The sequence below is a fragment of the Marinobacter confluentis genome (assembly GCF_004785685.1).
In the GTDB taxonomy this organism is placed as follows: Bacteria; Pseudomonadota; Gammaproteobacteria; order Pseudomonadales; family Oleiphilaceae; genus Marinobacter; species Marinobacter confluentis.
On sequence record NZ_SRPF01000001.1, the window covers coordinates 598,467 to 625,143 of the forward strand.

General features: G+C 58.7%; 22 protein-coding genes. 16 read left to right on the forward strand and 6 right to left on the reverse strand.

The window, feature by feature from the left end; translation table 11 throughout:
- Window positions 1-46: 46 nt before the first annotated feature.
- Window positions 47-1,870, forward strand: coding sequence for an integrin (locus tag E5Q11_RS02840; RefSeq protein ID WP_168215595.1), 1,824 nt, complete (start codon window positions 47-49; stop codon window positions 1,868-1,870).
- An 83-nt stretch (window positions 1,871-1,953) separates the two neighbouring features.
- Here E5Q11_RS02840 and E5Q11_RS02845 read toward each other — a convergent pair whose 3' ends face one another.
- From E5Q11_RS02845 to E5Q11_RS02860, 4 genes are all read right to left on the reverse strand, one after another.
- Window positions 1,954-3,042, reverse strand: coding sequence for a hypothetical protein (locus E5Q11_RS02845; RefSeq protein WP_135801874.1), 1,089 nt, complete (start codon window positions 3,040-3,042; stop codon window positions 1,954-1,956).
- 77 nt (window positions 3,043-3,119) lie between these two features.
- Window positions 3,120-4,193: an AsmA family protein gene (locus E5Q11_RS02850; RefSeq protein ID WP_135801875.1), complete on the reverse strand. Its 1,074-nt coding sequence runs from the start codon at window positions 4,191-4,193 to the stop codon at window positions 3,120-3,122.
- Window positions 4,194-4,362: 169 nt separating this feature from the next.
- The gene (locus E5Q11_RS02855) at window positions 4,363-4,932 is read right to left on the reverse strand and encodes a YceI family protein (RefSeq protein WP_135802412.1); all 570 of its coding nucleotides are present in this window, start codon (window positions 4,930-4,932) and stop codon (window positions 4,363-4,365) included.
- 85 nt (window positions 4,933-5,017) lie between these two features.
- Entirely contained in the window at window positions 5,018-5,767 is a 750-nt protein-coding gene (locus E5Q11_RS02860) for a CDP-alcohol phosphatidyltransferase family protein (RefSeq protein ID WP_135801876.1), read from the reverse strand.
- A 100-nt stretch (window positions 5,768-5,867) separates the two neighbouring features.
- Between E5Q11_RS02860 and E5Q11_RS02865 the strand changes: the two genes are divergently transcribed.
- From E5Q11_RS02865 to E5Q11_RS02880, 4 genes are read left to right on the forward strand one after another with little or no spacing between them, the layout of a single operon-like run.
- On the forward strand, window positions 5,868-6,854 hold the full coding sequence (locus E5Q11_RS02865) for a zinc-dependent alcohol dehydrogenase (RefSeq protein ID WP_135802413.1): 987 nt from the start codon (window positions 5,868-5,870) through the stop codon (window positions 6,852-6,854).
- Between the two features lie 47 nt (window positions 6,855-6,901).
- Window positions 6,902-7,300 (forward strand): 6-pyruvoyl trahydropterin synthase family protein, encoded by a 399-nt coding sequence (locus tag E5Q11_RS02870; protein WP_135801877.1) that lies wholly within the window; start codon window positions 6,902-6,904, stop codon window positions 7,298-7,300.
- Between the two features lie 2 nt (window positions 7,301-7,302).
- On the forward strand, window positions 7,303-9,243 hold the full coding sequence (locus tag E5Q11_RS02875; protein ID WP_135801878.1) for a glycosyltransferase: 1,941 nt from the start codon (window positions 7,303-7,305) through the stop codon (window positions 9,241-9,243).
- Window positions 9,236-10,192 (forward strand): lysylphosphatidylglycerol synthase transmembrane domain-containing protein, encoded by a 957-nt coding sequence (locus E5Q11_RS02880; RefSeq protein ID WP_135801879.1) that lies wholly within the window; start codon window positions 9,236-9,238, stop codon window positions 10,190-10,192. Before E5Q11_RS02875 ends, E5Q11_RS02880 begins: the two co-directional genes overlap by 8 nt.
- On the opposite strand, the gene E5Q11_RS02885 is transcribed toward E5Q11_RS02880, so the two are convergent.
- Window positions 10,167-11,048, reverse strand: a complete 882-nt coding sequence (locus tag E5Q11_RS02885; protein ID WP_135801880.1) for a RibD family protein — start codon at window positions 11,046-11,048, stop codon at window positions 10,167-10,169. The genes E5Q11_RS02880 and E5Q11_RS02885 overlap by 26 nt on opposite strands.
- Window positions 11,049-11,185: 137 nt before the next feature.
- On the opposite strand from E5Q11_RS02885, the gene E5Q11_RS02890 reads away from it, so the two are divergent.
- Window positions 11,186-11,602: a helix-turn-helix transcriptional regulator gene (locus E5Q11_RS02890; protein ID WP_135801881.1), complete on the forward strand. Its 417-nt coding sequence runs from the start codon at window positions 11,186-11,188 to the stop codon at window positions 11,600-11,602.
- Window positions 11,603-11,614: 12 nt separating this feature from the next.
- Here the strand turns inward: E5Q11_RS02890 and galU are convergent, their stop codons facing one another.
- Window positions 11,615-12,451, reverse strand: coding sequence for a UTP--glucose-1-phosphate uridylyltransferase GalU (galU, locus tag E5Q11_RS02895; protein ID WP_135801882.1), 837 nt, complete (start codon window positions 12,449-12,451; stop codon window positions 11,615-11,617).
- Window positions 12,452-12,816: 365 nt separating this feature from the next.
- Here galU and E5Q11_RS02900 point away from each other — a divergent pair, with 365 nt between their 5' ends.
- The 10 genes from E5Q11_RS02900 (at window position 12,817) to E5Q11_RS02945 (ending at window position 26,347) form a co-directional block, all read left to right on the forward strand.
- The gene (locus tag E5Q11_RS02900) at window positions 12,817-13,902 is read left to right on the forward strand and encodes a ShlB/FhaC/HecB family hemolysin secretion/activation protein (protein ID WP_135801883.1); all 1,086 of its coding nucleotides are present in this window, start codon (window positions 12,817-12,819) and stop codon (window positions 13,900-13,902) included.
- 89 nt (window positions 13,903-13,991) lie between these two features.
- A complete protein-coding gene (locus E5Q11_RS02905) occupies window positions 13,992-15,539 on the forward strand; it encodes a glucan biosynthesis protein G (RefSeq protein ID WP_135801884.1) in 1,548 nt (515 codons plus the stop codon).
- Complete coding sequence (locus E5Q11_RS02910) at window positions 15,536-15,802, forward strand: hypothetical protein (protein ID WP_135801885.1); 267 nt, start codon at window positions 15,536-15,538, stop codon at window positions 15,800-15,802. Before E5Q11_RS02905 ends, E5Q11_RS02910 begins: the two co-directional genes overlap by 4 nt.
- Entirely contained in the window at window positions 15,795-17,903 is a 2,109-nt protein-coding gene (gene mdoH, locus E5Q11_RS02915; protein WP_135801886.1) for a glucans biosynthesis glucosyltransferase MdoH, read from the forward strand. The genes E5Q11_RS02910 and mdoH overlap by 8 nt, the downstream gene beginning before the upstream one ends.
- A 97-nt stretch (window positions 17,904-18,000) precedes the next feature.
- On the forward strand, window positions 18,001-18,681 hold the full coding sequence (locus tag E5Q11_RS02920) for a GntR family transcriptional regulator (RefSeq protein WP_135801887.1): 681 nt from the start codon (window positions 18,001-18,003) through the stop codon (window positions 18,679-18,681).
- A 21-nt stretch (window positions 18,682-18,702) separates the two neighbouring features.
- A complete protein-coding gene (gene prpB, locus E5Q11_RS02925) occupies window positions 18,703-19,590 on the forward strand; it encodes a methylisocitrate lyase (protein ID WP_135801888.1) in 888 nt (295 codons plus the stop codon).
- A gap of 77 nt (window positions 19,591-19,667) precedes the next feature.
- Complete coding sequence (prpC, locus tag E5Q11_RS02930; protein WP_135801889.1) at window positions 19,668-20,795, forward strand: bifunctional 2-methylcitrate synthase/citrate synthase; 1,128 nt, start codon at window positions 19,668-19,670, stop codon at window positions 20,793-20,795.
- A 106-nt stretch (window positions 20,796-20,901) separates the two neighbouring features.
- Window positions 20,902-23,499 (forward strand): Fe/S-dependent 2-methylisocitrate dehydratase AcnD, encoded by a 2,598-nt coding sequence (gene acnD / locus E5Q11_RS02935; protein ID WP_135801890.1) that lies wholly within the window; start codon window positions 20,902-20,904, stop codon window positions 23,497-23,499.
- 108 nt (window positions 23,500-23,607) lie between these two features.
- Window positions 23,608-24,777, forward strand: coding sequence for a 2-methylaconitate cis-trans isomerase PrpF (prpF, locus tag E5Q11_RS02940; RefSeq protein ID WP_135801891.1), 1,170 nt, complete (start codon window positions 23,608-23,610; stop codon window positions 24,775-24,777).
- Window positions 24,778-24,862: 85 nt separating this feature from the next.
- Window positions 24,863-26,347 carry a bifunctional 2-methylcitrate dehydratase/aconitate hydratase gene (locus E5Q11_RS02945; RefSeq protein ID WP_135801892.1) on the forward strand — a complete coding sequence of 495 codons (1,485 nt, stop codon included), beginning with the start codon at window positions 24,863-24,865 and terminating at the stop codon, window positions 26,345-26,347.
- Window positions 26,348-26,677 lie beyond the last annotated feature (330 nt).

The window sequence follows — 26,677 nt, forward strand, 5'->3', positions numbered from 1 at the left end:
TAACGCTCTAGCATCAGACCGATGTCACAAAGGAAGGTGTTTCGATATGGACTTAGCATTCGTTCGGTCTGGGTTGGTTGGGTTGCTGGCTCTGGGAATTGGCGCCTGCGGCGGGTCAGGTTCGGGCTCAGGTTCAGATCCAGGCCCGGCACCAGAAGCTGAATTCAACGTCTCTCTCACGCCAACGCCAGACAAGCTTTTCCGCTTCAACTGGTCAGACGTATCCGGCGAAACCGAGTACCGGCTGCTGGAAAATCCCGATGGCGCATCCGGTTTCGCGGAAGTTGCCATCATTCCGGCAGATACGACCAGTTATGATCTTGACGTTTTCCTGCCTGAGCGCATCAACGCCAGCTATATTCTTCAGGCCTGTGACGCCGACGGCTGTACCGATTCAGACGAGGTATTTGTCACTGGCAATCTGGCCACTGCAGTGGGGCAGGTCAGGGCATCCAATGCCGGTAGTGACGACCGTTTCGGCTTCAGCGCCGCGCTTTCCGGGGATGGCAACACTCTGGCAGTGGGGGCGTATCTGGAAGACAGCAGTGCTACCGGCACCTGTGCCCCGGGCGATGGTGGCTGCGCCACTGCCCAGGCTGATGATTCCGCGACCGACGCTGGTGCGGTTTATGTCTTCACCCGCAGCGGCAGCGACTGGACGCAGCAGGCCTACGTGAAAGCCTTCAATGCCGAAGCCGGGGACTACTTTGGACACAGCCTCAGCCTGTCTGACGATGGTAATACGCTGGCGGTGGGCTCGTATCTCGAGGACAGCAACGCAAGCGGCACCTGTGTGACTGGCGAAACTGGCTGTGACAGCGCGCAGGAAAACAACGCTATGGTTGGGTCCGGTGCCGCTTACGTGTTTACCCGCAGCGGCAGCAACTGGTCGCAGGCGGCCTATCTCAAAGCCTCCAATGGTGAAGTCAACGACCAGTTCGCCTACAGCCTGGTGCTGTCCGGGGATGGCAATACCCTTGCCGCGAGCGCGGTTCTTGAGGACAGCAACGGCACATCCCAGATAAACGATGACACCAGCAACGCCGGCGCCACTTATGTGTTCGCCCGTTCCGGCAGTGACTGGTTTCAACAGGCCTACCTCAAGGCCAGGAACGCTGGGGAGACTGATCGATTCGGTCACAGCCTGGCGATATCGGACAACGGTAACACGCTAGCCGTTGGCGCATACCTTGAGGACAGTGATGTGACCGGAGCCTGTCCGCCTCTTTTTGGGTGTGACACAACCTCTGATAACAACCTTGCCGCCGACAGCGGGGCGGTCAATGTATTCACTCGTAGCGGCAGCAGCTGGGCCTTGCAGGCGTATATCAAGGCATCAAATACCCAGTCCGATGATAATTTTGGCCGGACTGTTGCGTTGTCGGATGATGGCGATACCCTTGCCGTGGGCGCGTATGGTGAAGCCAGTGGCGCCACAGGCGTCGATGGATCGCAGGTTGATAACAGTGTCCTTGGCAGTGGAGCAGTCTACCTTTTCAGCCGCAGTGGCGTACTCTGGAACCAGCAGGCCTATGTCAAGCCATCGAACACCGGTCAGAATGATCGTTTCAGTGATGGGCTTGCCCTGTCAGGCGACGGCACTCTGCTGGCAGCCGGGGCCGCCGGGGAAGATAGCAGTGCGACCGGCATTGACGATGCTCAGAACAACGACAGTGCGCCAGGCAGCGGCGCGGTCTATCTCTTCGTTAACCGTTCAGGAGTCTGGTCCCAAAAGGCGTATATCAACGCATCGGACACCCAGGAATCTGCACGGTTCGGCACCAGCGTGCAGTTGGCTGATGACAACAATACGCTTGCGGTAGGCGCTCCAAAGGCATTTACAGACGAGTCGGCGGTATACCTGTACTGAGCTGGGCACAAGGGCGAAGGAGCGGGGCGATGGCGGCTCATCCTGAGCCCGGGCGCCTTTCCCTGGCAGTAAAGCCTGAGTGCCTAGTTGTTGAGTGTGTTGTAAACCAGTGAGGACATGTCAGTCCGGTCAGAGCCGGGGACTTCGACGTATTGATCACCAGAGCCCCACCACTGCCACCAGGGGCGCACGTTGTAAGTACGGCGGGCAAAATCAACCCGCAGGTTGCTCAGGGTGAAGTTGTTGATCACCGGTACCGAGATGTTGCCGGTTTCAGAACCCAGAACGCCATTGTGGGTCGCCCCTTCGTTCATCAGAATCGGGTAGTGATTAACGTAACGGGCTGAAGGCGCGGTCTGGCTTGAAACCTTGCCCGCAAGGCTGAGGCTCGGCGTGCATGAATCAATGGCCCGACTGGTGGATGCACCACAGGCAGAGTGGGTGGGAACCACGCCGTCGTCAGTGCCTGAAATGAATGGCTTGGTTATACCCAGGAAGGGGGAGCCACCCGCCACAAACCGCAGCCTTGGGATGTTATTCGGGCTGATGGCCAGATTGCGGGCGACGTTGGTCTGCAGGTCATTCAGCACACCCAGGTTACCGGGTTGCGGATTAATGCCGGTAAAGGCACGAACGGCCTGCTTCACAGGCCAGTTGTACCAGCTGTCGTTGTAGGCAACGCTGAGCGCCAGGTTGGCCAGCTCGGTGCCTCCGCCCGCGCCGGCGAAATCAATGGTGGTCAGGATTCTCAGGGGCTGAAGCCCCAGGTTCTGTAACCAGCGCGCCTGGTTTTCCAGCAGGTAACGGGTTACCAGATCGCCGGTGGAGTGGGAAACCACGATACAGAAGTTGTTGCACAGACCCTGCCGGCTGATGTTCTGCAGCTGAATGTAAGCCTGTTGAGCGATGCCCCCCTCAACCCGACTGTTACTGCCCCAATCGATCCGGGCATCCGAGCGCGACAGCCAGAAATCCCGCCAGTAGTCGGCTCCGGCACTTTTCACTTCGTTAAGGTTGGTGGGTGGATCAGCCAGATCCTGGTTCTGAAAGCCATGGACCAGAATAACGTTGTGTCCGGCAAGCTGAGCGCTGGCGTTACCCGCGAACAATCCGCCGGTCATGGCGGCGGCCGCAAGTGCAGCCTTCCAGGCACTTCCTGTTCTTGTTTTCATAGTGTTGCTCCGTCTTATTGCTTTGTTTTTGTTACAAGACGTTTTTCCGGCGCAGTGCCGGCGCGGGCGCACCGCGATCAGAACCTGTCTGCCAGCTTTTGAAAAAGCGCAGCGCGTTGTTCCGATTCTGGGTCACTCGCCGGAGTATCAGTCAGGGACTCAAGGTCCGGCGGCGTGAATGTGTATCCCTCGTCCGGTCCGAAGCCGTAATCGGTTCGGTCGCCCGGCTGAGCTGGCAATCGGCGGATCTGCAGATGACGGATATGAAGCTGGCCGTCCACCTGTTTTCCCGCCAACACTGTGCCGTGGGCGCGAAGGTCGATGGTGTTGCTTGAGCCGTCCATGCGTTTTTCGGCATTCAGCAGGGCAATGGGACGACCGTTATCGAGCAGCTGGGCCGAAAGCGAATAGTATCCGGGTGCTTCAGCGTCAAAATGAACGGGGATTACAAGGTCATTGTTGCGAATATCGGGATCGCCAAGGCCTTTGAAGTCGCCCAGATAAGGTTCGATCGTCAGGGTTGATGCATGGCGCACGGTGTCGCCGTCAATGCGCGCTTCAACGATCAGCCGATATTCCCCGGGTTCACTGGCGGCGGTCAGTTGCCCCTCATAAAAGCCATCGGCGCTGCGGGCCAGTGCGCCAGACTCCAGTATGTCCCGGTTGGCGGCGCTCTCAAGCGATGCGGTCATGGTGTCAGACACGACCTGCTGACCGGTTACCGAAGCCGCCACCAGTATCGGCTCGTCCGCAACAAACCGGAATTTTTCCAGAGTGACGGTAAAGGTGCCATCGCCGGGCAGTGGCAGCGCGACAGGATCAAAACGGTTGCCCTGATACCCTTCGGCCTGGGCTTCGGTCAATGGCAGCGAATACGCGGGGTAGCGGATATCCTGGGCGTATTGCTGCGCTGCGCTGGCAAGCATGAAGCCTAATGCGTTATCCGGTGGTTCAGTGGGCGGTGGTGCCTGTGATGGAACATTGGTTGAGGCGGCTGTCGGAGATGACGTCGTCTGACTGGCAGTGGCCTGTCCGGGGAGGGCATCGGTCAGCCAGGCGAACCGGCCGGTGTTTTCCGCGGAAAGGTAAAAACCAATCCCGACGGTACACAACGCGATGAATGCGACAGCCAACAGCAGGCGTACAGGCATTCGGAAATCCTTGTAGTTAGCTTTTCTGGCGCGGGCGCCATTATTATTGTTCTAGAAAGACTAGAGTGAACCGGCCCGGAAAGCCAAGAACCGGGCCCTGAATGTAAACTTCTGTAGCCGGGCTGTGAACTGGTTCACATTTCCTCGGGAGCTTCCCCGGTGGCTCGGTTCAGTCAAACCAGCCGTCAGACTGGCGGATGGCTTCGAAACCGAAACGCAGCTTTACTTCATCGCCCACCATGCCGTTATCGACGCCGTAGGTCATGCCCCAATCGCTACGCTTGAACGAGGTTTCTGCGGTGAAACCCAGAGTGTATTCCTCATGGCCGAAAGGGTATTCAGCGGATTTGTTGAGGGTGACATCCACATCCACAGGTCGGGTCTGGCCCAGCAGGGTCAGGTCGCCGGTGACGATACCGGTATTTTCGCCGGTCGTTTCGAAATCGGTGATCGTGAAGGTGATTTCGGGATACTCATCGGTGTTCAGGAAGTCGGCATTACGCAGGTGGCCGTCCCGTTTGTCGTGGTTGGTGAACACGCTTTTGGCCTTGAACGTCAGCGAACCGGAAGTCAGCTCTCTGGTCTCTTCATCGTACTTAAACTTGCCTTCGACCTCCCGGAACATCCCCATGACCGGCGCATAGCCAATGTGCTGAACCTCAAAGGCCATGGAAAAATGCTCGTCGTCTACCATGTAGGGCACGGGCTCTGCTGAAACCTGGCCGGCGCCAAGTGCCATGGCAATACCCAGCACGGGGGCAGCGGTGTATCTGGCGAAATGGCTGTTTGCTCGGGTCATGACGTTCTCCTTGGGTGTTCAGTAATTACTGATCGGTGTTCCGGTTCTGTTCCTGCGCCCGGTACAGCCAGCGCAGGTCAGTAGCGAATGAGTAACACAGTAAAGCCAGTGCCAGCAGCAGGGACCAGAAAGCCAGGGCGTCCGGTGTTATGGGCAGCAGTGCAACCATCAGAGTCACCAGTTGCCAGACACAGACCGTCTTGCGTCTAAAGCTCTCTGGCAGGGTGCCATTGATAACAGGCCAGATTGCCCCCGCCAGCACAAACCCGTAGCGCATCAGCCCCAGCGCCAGTACCCAGACCCCGGCTCTTTCCAGGGCCATAACCGCAAGGCAAAGGCCGAGTATGAACAGGGCGTCCAGCTCCATATCAAAGCGGGCACCGAAGCGGGTCTCGGTTCCTGTGGCCCGGGCAACCTTGCCATCAACGCCGTCCAGAACAAGCGCTATCAAGCAGAGTGACACATACAGCCAGAGCAAGTTCCCGGATGAGGAATACGTAAGGTTGGTGAGAAAGGGAGCCAGGCTGACCAGCGCCAAAACCAGCATACCCCGGGCCAGGGTTACCCGGTTGGCCAGCCCAAAATCAACGCCCGCGGGCCAGAAGCGACACACGCCAATGCCGGTGGCAGCGCCAAGCCCGATAACCAGGCCGTAGAACAGGGGTGCCGGATCAAACACACGGCCCAGCCCCGCCGCAGCCGCAAGCAGTAGCAGGGCAGCCAGAAAAAGGTCTGCCATCAATGATGTGTGGAATCTGTGTGTTCGGGAATCCATCGTGAACCCCTGGCGTATCACTGGTGTTGGCGTATGGTTGAGTATACGGCAGCTGGCAGGCTGCGGTTCGGCGCAAAAACGTAAACAAAGGGAAAGTATGATGACAAGCGCATTCTGGGTCACCGGCCCAGGGCAGGGAAAGATAGGCCCGGCAGGGCTGAATCTACCCGGTGCAGACGGTACCGCCACGGTGCGGACACTGTTTTCCGGAATCAGCCGTGGCACGGAATCACTGGTGTTTTCCAACCAGATTCCCGAATCCGAGTTCCAGTCAATGCGGGCGCCCTTTCAGGAGGGAGATTTTCCGTTTCCGGTCAAATACGGTTACGCCAACGTGGGCCGGGTGATCGACGGGCCACAGGGGCTTCAGGGCCGAAGTGTGTTTACGCTGTTTCCCCACCAGGAAAAATTTGGTGTGCCGGTTTCGGCATTGAATCTGCTGCCCGAGGGCCTGCCGGAAGAAAGAGCGGTGCTTGCGGCCAATATGGAAACGGCGGTTAACGGGCTCTGGGACGCAGCGCCCAGGGTTGGTGAGAGAATCGCCGTAGTAGGCCTTGGAGTGGTTGGGTGCCTGGTGGCCTGGCTGGCCAGCCGGGTTCCCGGTACCCGGGTGACCGCCATCGACGTGAACCCGGGGCGGCGCGCTACCGCCGAAGGCCTGGGCCTGGATTTTGCCACCGAAGCCAGGTCTGATGACCATGACCTGGTGTTTCACGCCAGCGGTCATCCCGCCGGCCTGGAAACGGCACTCTCTCTATGCGCGTTGGAGGCCAGAATCATCGAAATGAGCTGGTACGGCGAACAATCGGTGCCGGCGCCGCTGGGCAAGGCGTTTCATTCCCGCCGTCTGACGATTCGTTCCAGTCAGGTCGGACAGTTGAACCCGCATCAGAAACCCCGTTGGGATTATCCGGATCGCATGCAACTGGCGTTGCGGCTATTGCGCGACCCGCAGCTGGACTGCCTTATCTCTGGTGAAAGCCCGTTTCAGGAGCTTCCCAAAGTTATGGCCAGCCTGTCCGGAAAGGCCGACGAGCCAGGGCTGCCCAAGGCTTCGGATACCCTGTGCCATCGCATAATCTATTGATGACTTAACCTGCACCTGCACACTCACAACAGTTAAAGGAATCCGGTATGTTTTCACTCACGGTCAGAGACCACATGATGATCGCCCACAGCTTCAAGGGCGAGGTGTTCGGCCCGGCGCAAAAGCTCCACGGGGCCACCTACGTGGTCGATGTAACCTTTGAGCGCAAGGCTCTGGATCAGGATGACCTGATTGTTGATATCGGCCTGGCATCGGAAGTTCTGTCTTCGGTGCTGGCTGAATTCAACATGCAGAATCTGGACGAGCTGCCCGCACTTGCCGGACGCAACACCACCACCGAATTCATGGCGGCAACCGTGTTTGACCGTCTGGAGAAAGCCATCCACGAAGGACGCTTGGGCGAAACCGGTAAAGGCCTTTGCGGAATCAAGGTTACCCTGGGTGAGTCTCACGTGGCCTGGGCCAGTTACCACGGCGAACTCTGATCATGGCAGTCAAGGGCGACCAGCCGGTGCTGTTTCTGGTACCCGGTGACCCACAGCAGAGAACCGGGGGCTACCGGTATGTGGCTCAACTGGTGAAAGCGCTGAATGCAGGCGGCCAGCCGGCGCGGGTGCAGGGCCTGGAAGGGCAGTTTCCGATTGCCGATTCAGTAGCGGAGTCGGCCATGGACAGCGCCCTGTCAGCCTGTGAAGACGGCGCTACGGTGGTGTTGGACGGTCTGGCAATGGGCGGTTTGCCAGCGGTGGTCGGAAAACACGCTGCTCGTCTGCGACTGATTGCGCTGGTGCATCATCCCCTCGCCGATGAAACCGGTCTTGGCGAACAGGATCGGGCGTTTCTACATGAAAGCGAAACCCGGGCCCTGGCCGCCGTCAACCATGTGCTTACCACCAGCAGGCACACAGCGCAGCGACTGGAGCACTTCCAGGTTCCTGCGGGCGCGATCCGGGTGATCGAGCCTGGCGCAGATACCGTCGCAACATCCCGGCGAACGGTAAGGACTGTGCCGCAAAGCGGCGAACTGCAGATTCTGTGTGTAGCCAGCCTGTCGCCGCGCAAAGCCCAGCACCAGCTGGTTGAGGCGCTGGCAGGGCTTCAGCATCTGTCCTGGCACTGCACGTTTGTGGGGTCGACGGAACGCGATCCGGACTACAGCCAGCAGCTTGTCAGCCAGATTCAGGACCTGGGCCTTTCCCGGCGTATCAGTATGGTAGGGGAGTTGGGGGACGCCGCCCTGGCGGACCACTACCACGCTGCCGACCTGTTTGTGTTGCCTTCGCTGTACGAAGGCTACGGCATGGTGATTGATGAAGCCCTCTCCGCCGGGCTGCCGATCATTACTAGCGACGGTGGGGCTCTGGCTGCCACCGGCGATCGCCCGGGTATTGCCCAGTATCCGGCGGGCTCGGTGAAGGAGTTGAGTGACTGCCTGGACAGTTGCCTGACCGACAGGCAATGGCTGCAGGGGATGACCAGCGCCGCTCAGCACAGCGGAGAGTCGGTCCGACGCTGGTCAGACGCCGCGGCGGATTTCATCGGCGCCATGGCGGCCATGGAGGATACCGCCAACCTCAATGACACCAGAGATCACAGCCAGTTCGACCAGCAATGGCTGGTGCTTCGGGAACCGGCAGACCACAAGGCGCGTAACACGACGCTTCTGGAACGGCTAATAGGTTGGCTGCAGAAGTCTGGCGGCAATGACCAGAATCCGGCAGAAGAGCCATTGCAGATCGCCGATCTTGGCGCCGGTGCCGGGTCCAACGGCGTATATCTCAGCGAAAGGCTGAGCCAGCCTCAACACTGGACGTTGCTGGATCAGGACTCCGGGCTGCTGGCGAAAGCCAGTGCGCGGCTGCGCCCGAAAGTGGCCGGGGTTGAAGTTCTGGAATGCACCCTGGAGGCGGGCAACCTTTGCCAACTCGTACCCCATCAGGCCGATCTCATTACTGCTTCGGCGCTGATCGATCTGACCTCCGCCAACTGGCTGGATGCCCTGGCAGACGCGGCAAAGGCCCGCCGGGCCGGGGTGTTCATCGTGCTGAGTTACGCCGGCGAGTTTCAGTTAAGTCCTGAGCACCCGGATGATGACCTGCTGCGGTCCCTGGTGAATGATCATCAACACGGGGACAAAGGCAGCGGCGCAGCCATGGGCCCGGAGGCAACCGGTTATCTGAAACAGCAGCTTGAAACCAGGGGATTCGACGTGGCCGTTGAGCCAAGCCCCTGGGTGCTGGGCCACACTGAACAGCAGCTGCAGGCGGCACTGATGGCCGGTTGGTGTGAAGCCGCGCTGGAGCAACGCCCGGCCGAACGGGCGCGTATTGAACAGTGGCATGCGGACCGGCTTCGCGACGCTGACCGTGGGCTTTTGACCATCACCGTCGCCCATCACGATCTGTTCGGCTGGCCAGTCCATGCCTGAGACCCAGGGCCTCCGGTTCCGGATGCCGCCGGCCCTGCGCTGGGCTCTGACCGCCTTTGTATTAATCATCCTGGTGTGGGTGCTGGATACTGAACGGCTGATCGAAGAGTTGTCGCGGTTCTCGGTAATGGCGGTCGGGATGGCGCTTCTGGTGTCCATCGCCCAGGTTGCTCTGTCTGCCTGGCGCTGGCGGTTTACCGCCCGTTGCCTGGGGCTGGAGCTGCCAATGAGAGCAGCGGTTCGGGAATATTATCTGGCCACTTTCCTCAACCAGTGTCTGCCTGGTGGAGTGCTGGGCGATGTCAATCGGGCTTTGCGCCATGGCAGCGGTTCCGACCAACGGGCGGCAGCACTGCACGGGGTGATGATCGAGCGGCTTTCCGGGCAACTGGCGATGTTTGTGGTAGCGCTCTGTGCCGGGGTCTGGCTGGCGGCCAATCACCCGCAGTTCCGTCTGCCCGATCATCAGTGGGGCAATGGAATGGGCGGCGGGCTCTTGCTGGCGTTTGCGGCGGTCACTTTGGCGCTGGTGTTTGGCAGGCGGCTTTGGCGGCGATTGCAGAATTATCTGTCGGCCCTGGGCCGGGATATCTATCGAGGGCTGTTGAGTCCCCGCGTGTTTCCATTGCAGATCGGCTCATCACTACTGGTCGTCGCCAGCTACCTGGCTGTTTTCTGGCTGCTGGCATCCAGTGCCGATGACGCCCTGACGATTACCGGAACACTGACCCTGCTGGCGCTTTGCAGCCTTTTGCTGCTGGCAATGGTCATTCCCCTGACCGTCGCAGGCTGGGGTGTTCGGGAGGGCGCAGCAGCGGTACTGTGGCCGCTGGCGGGATTGCCTGCGGAGCAGGGCGTGGCACTCAGCGTAGGGTATGGCCTGGCCGTGCTGCTATCGAGCCTGCCGGGCAGCCTGTTTGTCTTCAGTCGGCCATCGGGCGCTGGCTGAAATCCAGATCAAACAGCATATCGCTGCCCAGGTCGACCATGTTGGCGGCCGGGCGCAGGGCGTTGTCCAGTTTTTCAATTTCCGGCAGTGAAAACGCTGGCCGCCCGCTGCCAATGATCATCGGCGCTACCATCACATGAAGATGGTCCAGCAGGCCGGCGTTCAGAAAGCCGGATACCGTCAGGCCACCGCCCTCGATAAACAGCCTGCGCAGGCCGAAATCCCCGAGTACTTCCAGAATGCGATGGGGTTCGGTCGGATCGGTTTTGGCTTCGTCTCCAAGACAGGGCACGTCCAGCACTCCGCTTCGGGGCAAAAGCTTCTCGCCGGGCTGGTAGCGACCCGCCACAAGGCGCAGGGTGGGAGATTGTTCATCGGTAAAGATACCGTGGGTGTCCGGAACCCGTCGGCGGCGGTCAATCACGACCCTGACCGGGTTGGGGCCGCTGGCCAGGCGCACGGTCAGCCGTGGGTTGTCTTCCGACGCGGTGCCGGCGCCCACGATTACCGCATCACAGACGGCTCTCAGGCGATGCAGGTGGAGCAACCCACCATCGCCATTGATGTATTTAGACGCGCCAGTCACCGTGGCAATCCGACCGTCAAGGCTCTGGCCCATTTGCCCGACCACAATAGGGGCAGCGCTCTCAGGAAGGTGGCGGCACAATGGCAGAAACGTTTTAAGCAACTGGCGGGCCTGCGAATCTGCAGGGACACGCAACTGCCAATCACCGTTCTCACCAATGTCCAGAGCACGGTGGTGATCGGCACCGGTGGTGAGGGTGGCATTGTGACGGTTCACTGCCTGAAGAATCAGATGCCAGGCGGTGGCGGTATCCAGAGCTTGTGCAGCCATTGGTTCAATATCCGGTTATTGTGTTTCGTTTGGCCGTTCGTTCGTTGACGCCAGATTGTGCGTATCGCTTAATGTACGTTACATTTCTGGATTGATTCACTCCAGAATGCCAACCAGCCAGAGAGAGCTATCCTGTCATGCGGTATCTGCAAAGCTTTCATCGCCGTTTACGGCAGATTCGCGAGACCGCGCAACTCACCCGGGAGGACATCGCCAGCATCTGTGGCGTTAACGAAGATACAGTCGCCACCTGGGAAGCCAGCGATAGTCGCCAGCGGGCCTACCCCAACGTGATGGAACTGCTGGATTTCTGTCTACGTACGGAAACGGCTCTGGATGAAGTGCTGGATCTGGACGACACCGGCGATACCGGCCAGCTTGAACTGCCTGGACTGGCGTTTAGCCGGGGAGATGACCTGTCCACAGCGCTTAAACAGCTGGAACAGGAAATTCAGCGGGTCCAGCTGTCCGATGAAGAAGCTGAACTGCTGCGCCGGTTCCGTAAAACCTCCGCTGAGAACCGGCGCATGATACTGCAGATTCTGGGGCGCTAGGCCCACACCTGCCTACTTGCCTTGCTTGTAGATGTTCTCATACACGTAGTTGGTGGCCTGAACAAAACCATCGATGCTGCCGCAGTCAAAACGCTGGCCCTTGAACTGGTAAGCCAGAACACAACCATTCTTCGCCTGCTCCAGTAGCGCATCGGTAATCTGTACTTCGCCGTTCTTGCCCGGGGCGGTACGCTCGATGATGTCGAAAATATCCGGCGTCAGAATGTAGCGCCCGATGATGGCCAGGTTACTGGGCGCCTTGTCCGGGCTGGGCTTCTCGACCATATCGGTGATCCGGTAGAGGCCATCCTTCATGGCTTCGCCGGCAATTACACCGTACTTGTGGGTTTCATCGGCGGGTACTTCCTCAATGGCGACAATCGAGCAGCGGAACTGGTTGTATAGCTTCACCATCTGCGCCAGAACGCCGTCAGTGCCGGGCTCTGTAACGCAGAAGTCGTCCGCAAGTACCACTGCAAAGGGGTTGTCGCCTACCAGGTTGCGGCCGGTCAGAATGGCATGGCCCAGGCCTTTCATCTCGTTCTGACGGGTAAAGGCGAAAGAGTTGTTGTGGATCAGGTCGCGAATGGAGGTCAGCAGGTCTTCCTTTCCCGACCCTGCAATCTGATGTTCCAGTTCATAGCTGATGTCGAAGTGATCTTCGATGGCACGTTTACCGCGACCCGTGACGAAACCGAACTCGTGAAAACCGGCTTCGGCGGCTTCTTCCACGCCATACTGAACCAGCGGTTTGTTCACAATCGGCAGGATTTCCTTGGGCATGGCCTTGGTGGCCGGCAGGAATCGGGTGCCGTATCCGGCAACAGGAAAAAGACACTTCTTGATCATGATGGTCATCCTTTTGTTCGCGTAAGTCACGGCCTCTGGTAAGTCAGTCATCCATGAAGTCTGACTCACGAAGTGTGCCAAGTGTAACCAAGTTGTTGCTGTGAATGGAGACCCCGGGCAGGAATTGTATAGATTGGTAAAAAAGGGAACTGCGTCACCCTGATAGCGGCCCGTTGATTTTCTTAGAAAAAACCTTCAAAGAGTCGCTTAACTACTTGTATTTAATGAACATTAACTGTGTAATTTTTGGCAACTGAGGCTGGATTAATGGCGTCTTATAAAATATCGTTCGCATGACAAATTCTTAAGAATAGCTTGCTGCCACGGTTCTGGGCGGCAGGGTTTATCCGACGGAACTCTACACAGTGAAACTGACCCTTTTATTTGCACTGATTTGGTGCGCGATCAGCCAATCCCTTTACGCCGGCCAGGACACCTCATGGCTGAAGTTTTCCGGCAAAACCGAGCTGGATAATGTAGGGCGCCATGGCTCCGTCGGCCTAGCGGCTGATCGGCTGTTGGGCCAGAGTGATGCCATCGGCTTCAGTTACCGTGATGCCAGATCCTATCGGAATGAAACGGATTCAAGCGCCGCCTCTTTCCGGTACCGTTTGCCGGCAGGGCTGAACCAGGTGCAGGTTGAGGCAGGACGGTCCCGCTATGATCATGCCGTCAGCAGCGGTTCCCTGCGCTTCAATGCCAGTGGTGAATCCCGTGTTATCGGGCTGGGGGCCACGCGCCCGCTGTTCTCGCGGTTTGGGGTGTCGTTTGACGGTATAGCGCGACATCGGGGCCTGGATAGCGAGTCCTTTGAGCGTGATGCCAAGGTCTCAGAGTCCCGGTATCAGCTTTCATCGTTTGGCGTAGAGGCAAACTGTGGCCGCGAGCTGATGGCGGGCCTGCTGTTCAGCTCACGGGTTCTGGCGCTTAGCGGCCGCGAATTCAGTTCAACAGACTATCCACTGCACGATGATTTCACGGACGAGAGCGCCTTTTACAAGGTGGCGGTTTCGGCTTCCCTTGAGCGTGAAGTGTTTCACTGGAACTGGACGGCTAACGGTCGATATCAGTTCGCCGATGAAGACCTGCCGTCGTCCGAATACCTTACCGTGGCAGGGCCATCCCTGTTCAGCGGGTTCAACGGCCAGTCGGTATCGGTGATTGAGGGTGGCTGGCTTCGGCTGGGCACCGCCAGCCCGACCTGGCCTATGCCATTTCTGGATGGGGTGGTTTCCAGCGTTAACGTTGCGGTACTGCAGGGCTGGATCCCCTATTCACTGGCCCAGGCGTACAGCCACGGCAAGGCCAGCGCCGGCCAGATTTCAGTAAAGATGCAGGGCAGGGCATTCACCGCCAACGTCAGCGTTGGCCGCATGATAGGTGTGTCTACCATGGCCATGACAATGCCCGATCACCCGGACGTCCGCTTCTCTCTATCCGTGGGAATCTGACCGATAGCTTACAAAGCTGTCATATGAGTATTTCCAGTCTCCACTGATGCTACATTAGGAATCAGGGAATTTTCAGAGGTTGGAGTACCATGCGATCAGGGACCAGACTGCTTACGCTGCTCATTTTGCCGTGCCTTTACGTTATCCAACCGGCCAGGGCCTTTGAGTTCAGCACAGTGGTCGACCGGGCCAGGGCGCTCGCGGAAGCCAAGTACCAAGCACCACCCGAGGTGCCGGGCTTTCTCCAGGACCTGAATTATCAGGATTACCAGGCCATTCGCTTCAACCCTGAAGCCAGCCTGTGGCGCCAGGGTCGGTCCCTTTTCCAGGTGATGATGGTGCCGCCGGGCAGTTTTTACACCCACCCGGTCAAGCTTCATCAGATTGACGCCAGCGGCGTTCAACCTATTCCGTTTGATAAAGCTGCATACAGTTTCCCGAACAGTGAGCTGGCGAAACGAATGCCCGCAGACCTGGGCCATGCCGGATTCAAGCTGACTTTTCCTTTTGGCGAAGGCACAGACCAGAATCAGTTTCTGGTATTCGCTGGCGCCAGCTATTTTCGCGGCGTTGGCGCGGAAAACGGCTTTGGCATTTCGGCCCGGGGCATCGCGGTGGACACCGGCCTGGGCTCCGGGGAAGAGTTCCCTTCATTTACCGAATTCTGGCTGGAACGACCCGCTGCCGGCAGTGATCGAATGCGCGTTTATGGCCTGTTGAACGGGCCAAGCGTTTCCGGTGCTTACCGCTTTGATATCAAGCCGGGGCTGGCCACCAGGGTAGACGTCACGGCAGAATTGTTTTTCCGTGACGCCGTTGAACAGCCGGGCCTGGCGCCCTTGACCTCCATGTTCTATTACGGCGAGAGCACCCCTCGGCCAGCGGGAGAGTGGCGGCCACAGGTCCATGATTCCGATGGCCTGCTGATTTACGACAAGGGCAGTGAGGAATGGCTATGGCGGCCCTTGATGAACCCCTCCCGCCTGCGCCTCAGCTACATGCAGGTTAACCGCCTGGGGGGCTTCGGCCTGATTCAGCGGGACACCGCCTTTCACGAATTTGAAGACGCGGAAGCCCACTACGAAAAGCGTCCCAGCGCCTGGGTATCACCCCGCAACGGATGGGCCGATGGCGAAGTCGTGTTGGTGGAAATCCCCACAGATTCAGAAACCAACGACAACATCGTAGCCTTCTGGAAGCCCGGGGAAGCAGCGACGGCAGGGGCTCATCAGGCATTCGGCTACACCCTCAGTTTCGGTGGCCCCTCGGTTGCCGGGCAAGACAGCGGCCGCGTGATGAAAACCTTTGTTGGCGATGGCAACCGCGTGGGTGGCGGTGATGTCGAAAATGCCTATCGCGTGATTGTGGATTTTGCCGGTGGGCCGCTGGACAAACTCAGCCCAGATGCCGCAGTGGTCAGTGATGTCAGCGTGGCCGGTGAGGATTCAGAAATCGTCGAGCATTTCGTCGAGTATATCGAAGCCGGTAACAAGTGGCGTTTATCCATGCTGGTTCGCCCGGGCAGAGGTGTGGATCCGGTTTTTCGCGGCCAGCTGCGCCTGGATGGAAAACCCCTGACGGAAGTCTGGACCTACTCCTTATCGGAGGCTTTCAGAAACGGCAGGGAACAACCATGACCCCGCATTCGTCCGCCCCGGCTGCGCTTTGCCAGCAAGCTCTGGCAAGGGTATTGACCTATCTCGGGGACCTTGGCGTCACGTTGGACGTCACTACCTGTGCACAGGCCCTTCGCCTGGTGGAATCGGCCCTCGGCGACGGCATTACCTCCGATCTTCCTGGGCAATGTATTCAGCGTATTCCCGATTATTTTCAGCCCATAGACGACGCCATTCCGCCGGCAAGTCCAGACCTGGAACGTGGGTGCATCGGTTATGAGTGAGCTGGCGGGCCGGGCTGACGCAAACGCGCGCCGGCGCACGGGCAGTTGGCGCCGGATCGCGACACTCCGGCGCCTGTTGCTGTCGCTGTTTGTGGTCGGTCAGACCCTGGTTGCCTGCTATTTTCTGCTTTGGGTGCTGCCTTACCATGGGGGTACTCTGGTCGAACTTGGGCTACTTGGCCTGTTTTTCCTGCTCTATATGTGGATTGCCGTGGGTTTCTGGACCGGGGTGTTCGGCTTTGTGCTGCGCCTGGCCGGGGGTGATCGGCACAGCCTGCTAAAACAGCACACCGCTGAGGTTCTGGACGCAACACCGTTGGCTAAAACCGCCATCATCATGCCCATCTACCACGAGCCCGTGCACTGGACGCTCAGCGGGCTCAAGGCGGTGTATCAGGATCTTGAGCGTTCCGGCCACCTGGATCAGTTTGAATTTCACATCATTTCCGACAGTCGGGACCCGAACGTCTGGCTGGAAGAGCAGGCCACCTGGTTTCGCCTGTGCCGGGAGTTGGGGGCAGAAGGACGGCTGTTTTATCGCCGGCGCCGGGTCAACCTGAACTTCAAAAGCGGCAATGTGGCGGATTTTCTGCGGCGCTGGGGTCAGCGTTATCGTTACATGGTGGTCCTGGACGCCGACAGTCTGCTCAGTGCAGACACGATTGTGCGCATGGTGCAATTGATGGAGCGTTCGCCAAAAGTGGGCATCCTGCAGACGGCGCCTTCCATCATTAACGGCCAATCGCTTTTTGCCCGTATCCAGCAGTTTTCCAATCGTCTTTATTCCACCCTGTTTGCGACCGGCCTGGCGGCTATCCAGATGGGCGATGCCGCTTTCTGGGGGCACAACGCGATTATCCGGATTGAACCCTTCATGGCTCACTGCGGCCTTCGCAAGCTTCGGGGTTTCGGACTGTTCCGGGGCCCGATTATGAGCCATGATTTTGTGGAAGCGGCTTACATGGGCCGTGCCGGTTTCGAAGTCTGGCTGGAGCCCGGACTAAGCAATAGTTTCGAGGAATCTCCACCGACACTGTCTGACGAATTGTCACGGGACAATCGCTGGTCAAAGGGTAACCTGCAGCACCTGTGGATTCTGTTGTTCGGTCGGCGGTTGCGGCTGGCGCACCGAATGGCACTACTGAACGGTGTGATGGCCTATGTCGCATCGCCGCTGTGGCTGGGGTTCCTGATTCTGACCACCGTAGAAGCGGTGCAAATGACCGTTGCCAGCATCGACTACTTCCCTGAAGGCCATCAGGGCCTGTTTCCGCTGTGGCCGGAATGGCGACCGGAATGGGCGCTGGGGTTGGCTTTGAGTACGCTGTCGCTGCTGTTTATCCCCAAGTTCCTGGCCGTTCTGGATGCTGTGATTCACGGCACTGCCAGTCAGTTCGGTGGGGTTTTCCGCCTGTTTGTCAGTGTGCTGACAGAAATTGTCGTGTCAGTTCTGCTGGCGCCGGTCAGGATGATGGCTCACAGTCGCTATGTGCTTGGCGCCCTGCTGAACCTGTCCCTGACCTGGGCAGGGCAGAACCGCACCCAGGAAACGGGTTGGCGGGAAGCCTTTCTCACGCATTTGCCCGGCATGCTGGTAGCCGCAGGCTGGTCTGCGTTCGCCTGGAGCATCAACCCCATGTTCTTCCTCTGGTCACTTCCGGTCGCCGTGCCTTTGATAATTGCGGCGCCCACGTCGGTTTTTCTGAGCCGGGTCCGGTGCGGCCAGTTGCTGCGTAATTGGGGTCTCCTGGTCATACCGGAAGAGCAGGTATCGGTTCAGGTTCTCGATGATGCCCGTTTCGCCCGCGGCAACTGCGGCAGTGAACCAGTGCTGACAGCGGTAGAGGAGGCGGTGGTCCGCCCGAGCCTGAACCGGTTGCATCAGGCGCTGGCGCGGAATGTTCGCCTGGCCCGACGAGAGAAACTGCTGGTCCCTCTCGTCGAGCACTGCCTGACGAACGGACCGGGTTCACTGTCCCGAAGTGAATTGAGCCAGCTGTTCCGGGATAGACAATCACTGGCCGAGCTTCATCACCGCGCCTGGGAATCCGCGCCGGACAGTTACTGGGGCCGTCGGATTGCCACGTTCGGGCAGCACTGAAGGTCTACAAAAAATTTGATGCGCTGTTTGGATTGTTGACAATATATGCCTTCAGGCGTAGATTTCAGGTCATTGCAGCCTGAATTGTTAACAAAATATGTCGGAAGCCGTCCTTCAAACCTACACCCGCGCCGACGAGGCCTTTGATTGTCTGCAAACGGCCATTATCAAAGGCGACCTCGTTCCCGGCGAAAAAATCGGCGAAGTGGAACTCTGTTCCCGCTTCAACCTGACTCGCGGCCCGCTCAGAGAGGCCCTGGGCCGTCTTGAATCCCGTGGCTTGTTGATTCGCCGCCCCCACGCCGGGGTGAAGGTGGTCTCGGTAAGCGCCGAAGAGCTCATGGAGCTGTACCGGATCCGGGAGGTCATGGAAGGCCTGGCCGCAAAGCAGGCCGCCGAGAGAATGACTGACCAGGAAATTGCCGACCTCAAGGCAACCCTGGACAGCCACGAGACCATGATTGAGCAGGCACAGGGCCAGGCCTACTATCAGGCTGAAGGCGATTACGACTTCCATCACCGCATTGCCACCGGCAGCCGCAACGCCAAACTCGCGCAGATGCTGCTGGGTGATCTTTACTACATGGTACGGATGTATCGCTACCGGCTGAGCCAGTCATCCGGCCGCCCGCACAGGGCTCTGGGTGAACACCGCCGAATTGCCGAAGCCATTGCTAGCCGCGACGGCGAACTGGCTGAGTTTCTGATGAAACGTCACATCAATGCCGCTCGCGAGAACATCGAAACCAAGATCAAAACCGGAACCATAGGGGTCTGACCCCATCCAGGAGCCCAACTCATGACCCAACAACTTTCCCCAGGCGCCCGCTTTCGCAAAGCGCTCAAAGACAACTACCCACTGCAGATCGTCGGCACCATCAATGCCTACACCGCCATGATGGCGGAAAAAGTAGGGCACCAGGCCATTTATCTTTCTGGCGGCGGCGTTGCCAACGCATCCTTTGGCCTGCCGGACCTGGGCATGACCACCATGAATGACGTGGTGGAAGACGTCCGCCGGATTACCACAGCCTCTAACGCGCCGCTGCTGGTGGATATCGACACCGGCTGGGGCGGCGCATTCAACATCGCCCGCACCATCCGCGAAATGGAGCGCGCCGGCGCGGCCGCTGTCCACATTGAAGACCAGGTCGCCCAGAAGCGCTGCGGCCACAGACCCAATAAGGAAATTGTCTCCCAGGAAGAAATGGTCGACCGCATTAAGGCCGCCGTTGACGCCCGGATAGACGACGATTTCTTCATCATGGCCCGCACCGATGCCTTCCAGAAAGAAGGTCTGGAAGCGGCGATCGAGCGGGCCAAAGCCTGTGTTGAAGCCGGCGCCGATGGCATCTTTGCCGAAGCAGTCACCGAGCTTGAGCACTACAAAGCATTCGCCGAAGCGCTGGACGTGCCGATTTTGGCCAACATCACGGAATTCGGCGCAACACCGCTGTACAACCGTAAAGAGCTGGCCGAAGCCGGCGCTGCCATGGTGCTGTACCCGCTGAGCGCTTTCCGCGCCATGAACAAGGCGGCGCTGAACGTGTACGAAACACTGCTGGAAAAAGGCGACCAGAAAGACGTGGTAGACCAGATGCAGACCCGCATGGAGCTCTACGATTTCCTGAACTACCACGACTTCGAACAAAAACTGGACGAGCTGTTCAAAACCAAAGGCAGCTGAGCGAAGGGGTCTGACCCCGCACGGGGTCAGACCCCACCCCAGGCCCGACAAATGAACAAAGCAAACGGAGCAACAAAATGGCTGAAGCAAAAAAACTAGGCGGCGCAGGCCTTCGCGGCCAGGTAGCAGGCGTGACCGCACTCTGCACAGTCGGCCAGTCCGGCACCGGCCTGACCTACCGCGGTTACGACATCAGCGACCTGGCAGAAAACGCCCAGTTTGAGGAAGTGGCATACCTGCTGCTGCGGGGCAAATTGCCCAACCGCCAAGAGCTGGACGCCTACAAGAAAAAGCTGATCAGCCTGCGGGAACTGCCTTACGCGGTGAAATCCGTGCTTGAGCATATCCCCAAAGAAGCCCATCCCATGGATGTCATGCGCACTGGTTGTTCGATGCTGGGCAACCTGGAAACCGAAACCGACTTCAGCCAGCAGGACGACAAGATCGACCGCATGCTGGCGCTGTTTCCGGCCATCATCACCTATTGGTACCGTTTCGCCCACGAGGGCAAGCGTATCGACACAGCCAGCAACGTGGATTCCATCGGCGGCCATTTTCTGGAACTGCTGCACGGCAAGAAGCCCAGCGAACTCCACGAGCGGGTGATGAACGTCTCGCTGATTCTCTACGCTGAGCACGAGTTCAACGCGTCCACTTTCGCGGCCCGGGTCTGCGCGTCTACGCTGTCTGATATTCACAGCTGCGTGACCGGTGCCATCGGAACTCTGCGCGGCCCGCTGCATGGCGGCGCTAACGAGGCGGCCATGGCGCTGATCCAGAAATTCCAGACGCCGGACGAAGCCGAAGCCGGGCTGATGGGCATGCTGGAACGCAAGGAAAAAATCATGGGCTTTGGCCACGCGGTTTACAGCGAATCCGACCCGCGCAACGCCATCATCAAGAAGTGGTCCGAAAAACTGGCTCAGGAAATCGGCGATACCGTGCTTTATCCGGTCTCTGTTCGCTGCGAAGAAGTCATGTGGCGCGAGAAAAAATTGTTCTGCAACGCCGACTTTTTTCACGCCTCGGCCTATCACTTCATGGGCATACCCACTGAGCTGTTCACGCCCATTTTCGTGATGTCGCGCGTCTCCGGCTGGACCGCCCACGTCAAAGAACAGCGCGAAAACAACCGCATCATCCGCCCCAGCGCCGATTACAACGGCCCCGAGCACGCGGACTGGTTGCCAATAGACGAGCGCTAGGGGCCGGCCGGGGTCTGACCCCAAAACATTGGGGCCGGCCGGGGTCTGACCCCAAAACATTTGCCATGCCTAAATGCATTGGGGTCTGACCCCGGAGAACCAAAACATGAACACCGATTACCGCAAACCCCTCCCAGGCACCGACCTGGACTATTTCGACACCCGCCAGGCCGTTGAAGACATCCAGCCTGGCGCTTACGACAAACTGCCGTACACCTCCAGAATCCTCGCTGAACAGCTGGTTCGCCGCTGCGACCCCGCCGCTCTGACCGATTCCCTGAAGCAGCTGATCGAGCGCAAGCGGGATCTGGATTTCCCCTGGTACCCGGCGCGTGTGGTTTGCCATGACATTCTTGGCCAGACCGCATTGGTGGACCTGGCGGGCCTGCGGGATGCCATCGCTGAGAAGGGCGGTGACCCGGCAAAGGTTAACCCGGTTGTGCCGACCCAGCTGATTGTGGACCACTCACTGGCGGTGGAGCACAACGGCGACGACAAGGACGCCTTCGAGAAAAACCGAGCGGTGGAAGACCGACGCAACGACGACCGCTTCCACTTCATCAACTGGACCAAGACTGCCTTTGAGAACGTGGACGTGATTCCTCCGGGCAACGGCATCATGCACCAGATCAATCTGGAGAAGATGTCGCCAGTGGTTCAGGCGAGGGAAGGCGTTGCCTATCCGGATACCTGCGTGGGCACCGACAGCCATACGCCCATGGTGGATGCTCTCGGCGTCATTTCCGTGGGCGTCGGCGGCCTGGAAGCGGAGAGCGTGATGCTCGGCCGCGCCTCCATGATGCGCCTGCCGGATATCGTTGGCGTTGAGTTAAAAGGCAAACTGCGCCCCGGCATCACCGGCACGGATATGGTCCTGGCCATCACCGAATTCCTGCGCAGGGAACGGGTAGTCGGCGCCTATCTGGAATTTTACGGCGAAGGCGCAGACAGCCTGACCGTCGGCGACCGTGCCACCATTTCCAACATGACCCCGGAATACGGCGCCACGGCCGCGATGTTCTTTATTGACGACCAGACCATCGACTACCTGAAGCTGACCGGCCGCGAAGACGACCAGGTGGCACTGGTTGAAACCTATGCCAAACACACCGGTCTCTGGGCCGACAGCTTGAAAACCGCCGAGTACGAACGAGTGCTGTCGTTCGACCTGTCCACCGTCGAGCGCACCCTGGCTGGCCCATCCAACCCCCATGCTCATCTGCCAACCTCCGATCTGGTCAAGGCGGGTATCGCCGGCGCCTGGGAACAGGAAGAGGGCAAGATGCCCGATGGCGCTGTGATCATCGCCGCCATCACCAGTTGCACCAACACCTCCAACCCCAGAAACATGGTGGCCGCAGGCCTGATCGCCCGTAACGCCAACAAACTGGGGCTGACCCGCAAACCCTGGGTGAAATCGTCCCTGGCGCCGGGTTCGAAAACCGTGAAGATGTACCTGGAAGAAGCCAACCTGATGTCCGAGCTGGAAAACCTCGGCTTCGGCGTGGTGGCCTTCGCCTGCACCACCTGCAACGGCATGAGTGGCTCCCTGGACCCGGTGATTCAGAAAGAGATCGTGGATCGGGATCTGTACTCCACAGCAGTGCTATCCGGCAACCGCAACTTTGACGGCCGGATTCACCCCTACGCCAAGCAGGCCTTCCTGGCGTCACCGCCCCTGGTGGTCGCTTATGCCATCGCCGGAACCATACGTTTCGACATTGAAAAAGATGCCCTCGGCTACGATCAGGACGGCAAGCCCGTTACACTGAAAGACATCTGGCCTGATGACGCGGAAATCGACGCCATCGTCAAAGCCAGCGTCAAGCCGGAACAGTTCCGCAGCACCTATATTCCGATGTTTGATGTCACCCAGAAACAGCAGGCCAAGAGCAACCCGCTCTATGACTGGCGCCCCATGAGCACCTACATCCGCCGCCCGCCTTACTGGGAAGGTGGAATGGTAGGCGAGAAAGCTCTCAAAGGCATGCGCCCGCTGGCAGTGTTGCCGGATAACATCACCACCGACCACCTGTCGCCGTCCAATGCGATTCTGATGAACAGCGCGTCCGGTGAATACCTGCACAAAATGGGCGTGCCGGAGGAAGACTTCAACTCCTACGCCACCCACCGGGGCGACCATCTGACCGCTCAGCGCGCCACCTTCGCCAACCCGAAACTGTTCAACGAAATGGTCCGGGACGAAAACGGCAAGGTGAAGCAGGGCTCACTGGCGCGGATCGAACCGGAAGGCAAGGTCACCCGCATGTGGGAAGCCATCGAAACCTACATGGAACGCAAACAGCCGCTGATCATCATCGCCGGTGCCGATTACGGCCAGGGTTCCTCCCGCGACTGGGCCGCGAAAGGCGTCGCCCTTGCAGGCGTGGAAGCTATCGTTGCTGAAGGCTTCGAGCGCATCCACCGCACCAACCTGGTGGGCATGGGCGTGATGCCGCTGCAATTCGAGGAAGGCACAACACGCCACACGTTGAAAATCGACGGCACTGAAACATTCGATGTGGAAGGCGCCGTTTCGCCGAGAGCCAGACTGACTCTGACCATTCACCGGGCAAGCGGTGAATCCGAACAGGTACCGGTGATCTGCCGTCTGGACACCGCAGAAGAAGTCTCAATCTACAAAGCCGGCGGTGTGCTCCAACGCTTCGCCGAAGACTTCCTGCAATCCGAGGGAGCGGCCTGAAAGAAGGGGTCTGACCCCGAACGGGGTCAGACCCCAACGCAAGCCCGAGACCTATCAAAGTTATGGGGTCAGACCCCTAAAATGCGGGGTCAGACCCCGGAGGCCAAAATGCATCACCCCCAAACAAGAATCCCCGCCACCTATATGCGCGGCGGCACATCAAAAGGCGTGTTCTTCCGCCTGCAGGATCTGCCGGAAGCTGCCCAAAAGCCGGGCAAAGCACGGGACAACCTTCTGTTACGAGTCATCGGCAGCCCCGACCCCTACCAGAAGCACACAGACGGCATGGGCGGCGCTACCTCCAGCACCAGCAAAACCGTGATTCTGGCCGCGCCTACCCAGCCGGATCACGATGTGGACTACCTGTTCGGGCAGGTCTCGATCGACAAACCGTTTGTGGACTGGAGCGGTAACTGCGGCAATCTGAGTGCCGCCGTGGGCGCTTTCGCCATTTCCGGCGGGTTCGTCAGCCCGGACCGGATTCCGGACAACGGCACCTGCACCGTTCGCATCTGGCAGGCCAACATCCAGAAAACCATCATTGCCCACATACCCATCACCAACGGTGAGGTACAAGAAACCGGCGATTTTGAACTGGACGGCGTGACCTTCCCGGCAGCAGAAATCAAAGTAGAGTTCATGGACCCCGCAGACGGCGAGGGCGCTATGTTCCCAACGGGCAACCTGGTTGACGATCTGGAAGTACCCGGAATTGGCACCCTTCAAGCAACCATGATCAATGCGGGCATCCCCACCATTTTCCTGAATGCCACTGCGATTGGCTTCAAAGGCACTGAGCTTCAGGAAGACATCAACGGCGATCCGGATGTGCTGGCGAAATTCGAAACCATCCGCGCCTACGGTGCGGTGAAAATGGGCCTGATTGATAACATCGAGCAAGCCGCCAATCGCCAGCACACTCCCAAAGTGGCCTTTGTTGCCGAGCCAGTCAGCTACACAGCGTCCAGCGGCAAACGTATTGCCGAAAACGATGTCGACCTGCTAGTCAGAGCGCTGTCCATGGGTAAGCTCCACCACGCCATGATGGGCACCGCCGCCGTCGCAATAGCCACTGCCGCCGCCATCCCCGGCACCCTGGTCAACCTGGCCGCAGGCGGCGGTGACCGCAACGAAGTCACCTTCGGCCACCCTTCCGGTACTCTCAAAGTCGGAGCCGAAGCCGAACTGGTCAACCGCCAGTGGACCGCTAAAAAGGCCATCATGAGCCGAAGCGCCAGGGTGCTGATGGAGGGAAAAGTAAGGGTCCCGCTGGAATAAAACCAATTGGGGTCAGACCCCAATACATTTGCTAACCTGAAATGTCATGGGGTCTGACCCCAAATCAGTTTTAGGGAGTAGCGATATGAGTGCCAACGCGGATCAGAACCAGCGCCCGGACTATGATCGGGTGATTCAGGACATTGCCGATTACACCCTGAACTATGAGATCACCAGTGAGGAGGCGTGGGAGACAGCGCGGTATTGCCTGATGGATACCCTCGGTTGCGGGCTTCTTGCGCTGAGATTTCCGGAATGTACCAAGCATCTGGGGCCGCTGGTTGAAGGCACGGTGGTTCCTCACGGCGCCCGGGTGCCCGGTACGCAATTCCGGCTGGACCCCGTGAAAGCCGCCTGGGATATCGGCTGCATTGTCCGCTGGCTGGATTACAACGATACCTGGCTGGCAGCGGAGTGGGGCCACCCGTCTGACAACCTGGGCGGTATTCTGGCTGTGGCCGACTATCTCTCGCAGAAACGGGTGGCACAGGGCAAACCACCGCTGGTGATGAAAGACGTGCTTGGAGCCATGATCAAGGCCCATGAAATCCAGGGCGTTCTGGCGCTGGAAAACTCGTTTAACCGGGTAGGGCTGGATCATGTTCTGCTGGTGAAGGTGGCCTCGACGGCCGTCTGCGCAAAACTGATGGGTGCCAACCGGGACCAGATGATGTCGGCGCTCTCCCACGCCTGGGTAGATGGCCAGGCACTGCGAACCTACCGCCACGCGCCCAACGCCGGTTCCCGCAAATCCTGGGCCGCCGGGGATGCCACGTCCCGCGCCGTAAGGCTGGCCGATATGGCCATGCGCGGCGAAATGGGCATCCCGGGCGCGCTTACGGCGCCGCAGTGGGGCTTCTACGATGTGCTGTTCAGCAAAACCAATAAAGACCAGGCCATCAAGCCGGAAGAAAAGCGCCAGTTCTCGCTTCCTCAACCCTACGGCAGCTACGTGATGGAAAATATCCTGTTCAAGATCTCTTTCCCGGCGGAGTTTCACGCCCAGACAGCAGCCGAGGCAGCGGTTATCCTGCACCCGCAGGTCAGCGGCCGAATCGATGACATCGACCGCATTGTGATCACCACTCACGAGTCCGCCATCCGCATTATTTCCAAACAGGGCAATCTGGCCAACGCCGCGGACCGGGATCACTGCCTGCAGTACATGGCTGCCGTGCCGCTGATTTTTGGAAACCTTACCGCCGAGCATTACGAAGACAGCTTCCACCGGGCCAATCCAGTGATCGACCGGGTACGCGAAAAAATGGAGGTGGTAGAGGATAAACAGTACACCCGGGAATACCTGGAGGAGGGCAAGCGTTCCATCGCCAATGCCATTCAGGTTTTCTTCACCGATGGTAGCAGTACAGAAAAGGTCGCGGTGGAATATCCCATCGGTCACCGTCGTCGCCGGGAAGATGGTATTCCGAAACTGGAAGAAAAGTTTCTGAGTAATCTGCAAACCCGGTTTCCTCAGTTCCGGTGTGAACGAATTATTGAAATGTGCCAGAACCCGGAAAAACTGGGAGAAATGAATGTTGCCGATTTCATCGGGGAGTTTGTTCTCTAGATATTTTTTAATATTATAATTACTTGTTCAATTACAATTGATAAACAGAAATAAATACTGATTATAAATGATGTATTAAAGGTTTTAAGTAAACTCAATTATATCAGCTGCAAAGGAGTATCGCGGGCTTGTGGTATCGGGACTAGTCATGGCTCTCAGTGTTCAGCCCGAGTGACACCGTGAGTGTCCGTGATATCAAACACGACTTTTGCAGACGTGAAACCGGTGATCAGGGTAACGCCGGTAGGCGCACGGGTCGCAAGTTTAACGCCATCAACCATAAGGGCAGGGTTGTCAACTGACTGAAATAATAATGAAAAATTGGCAATG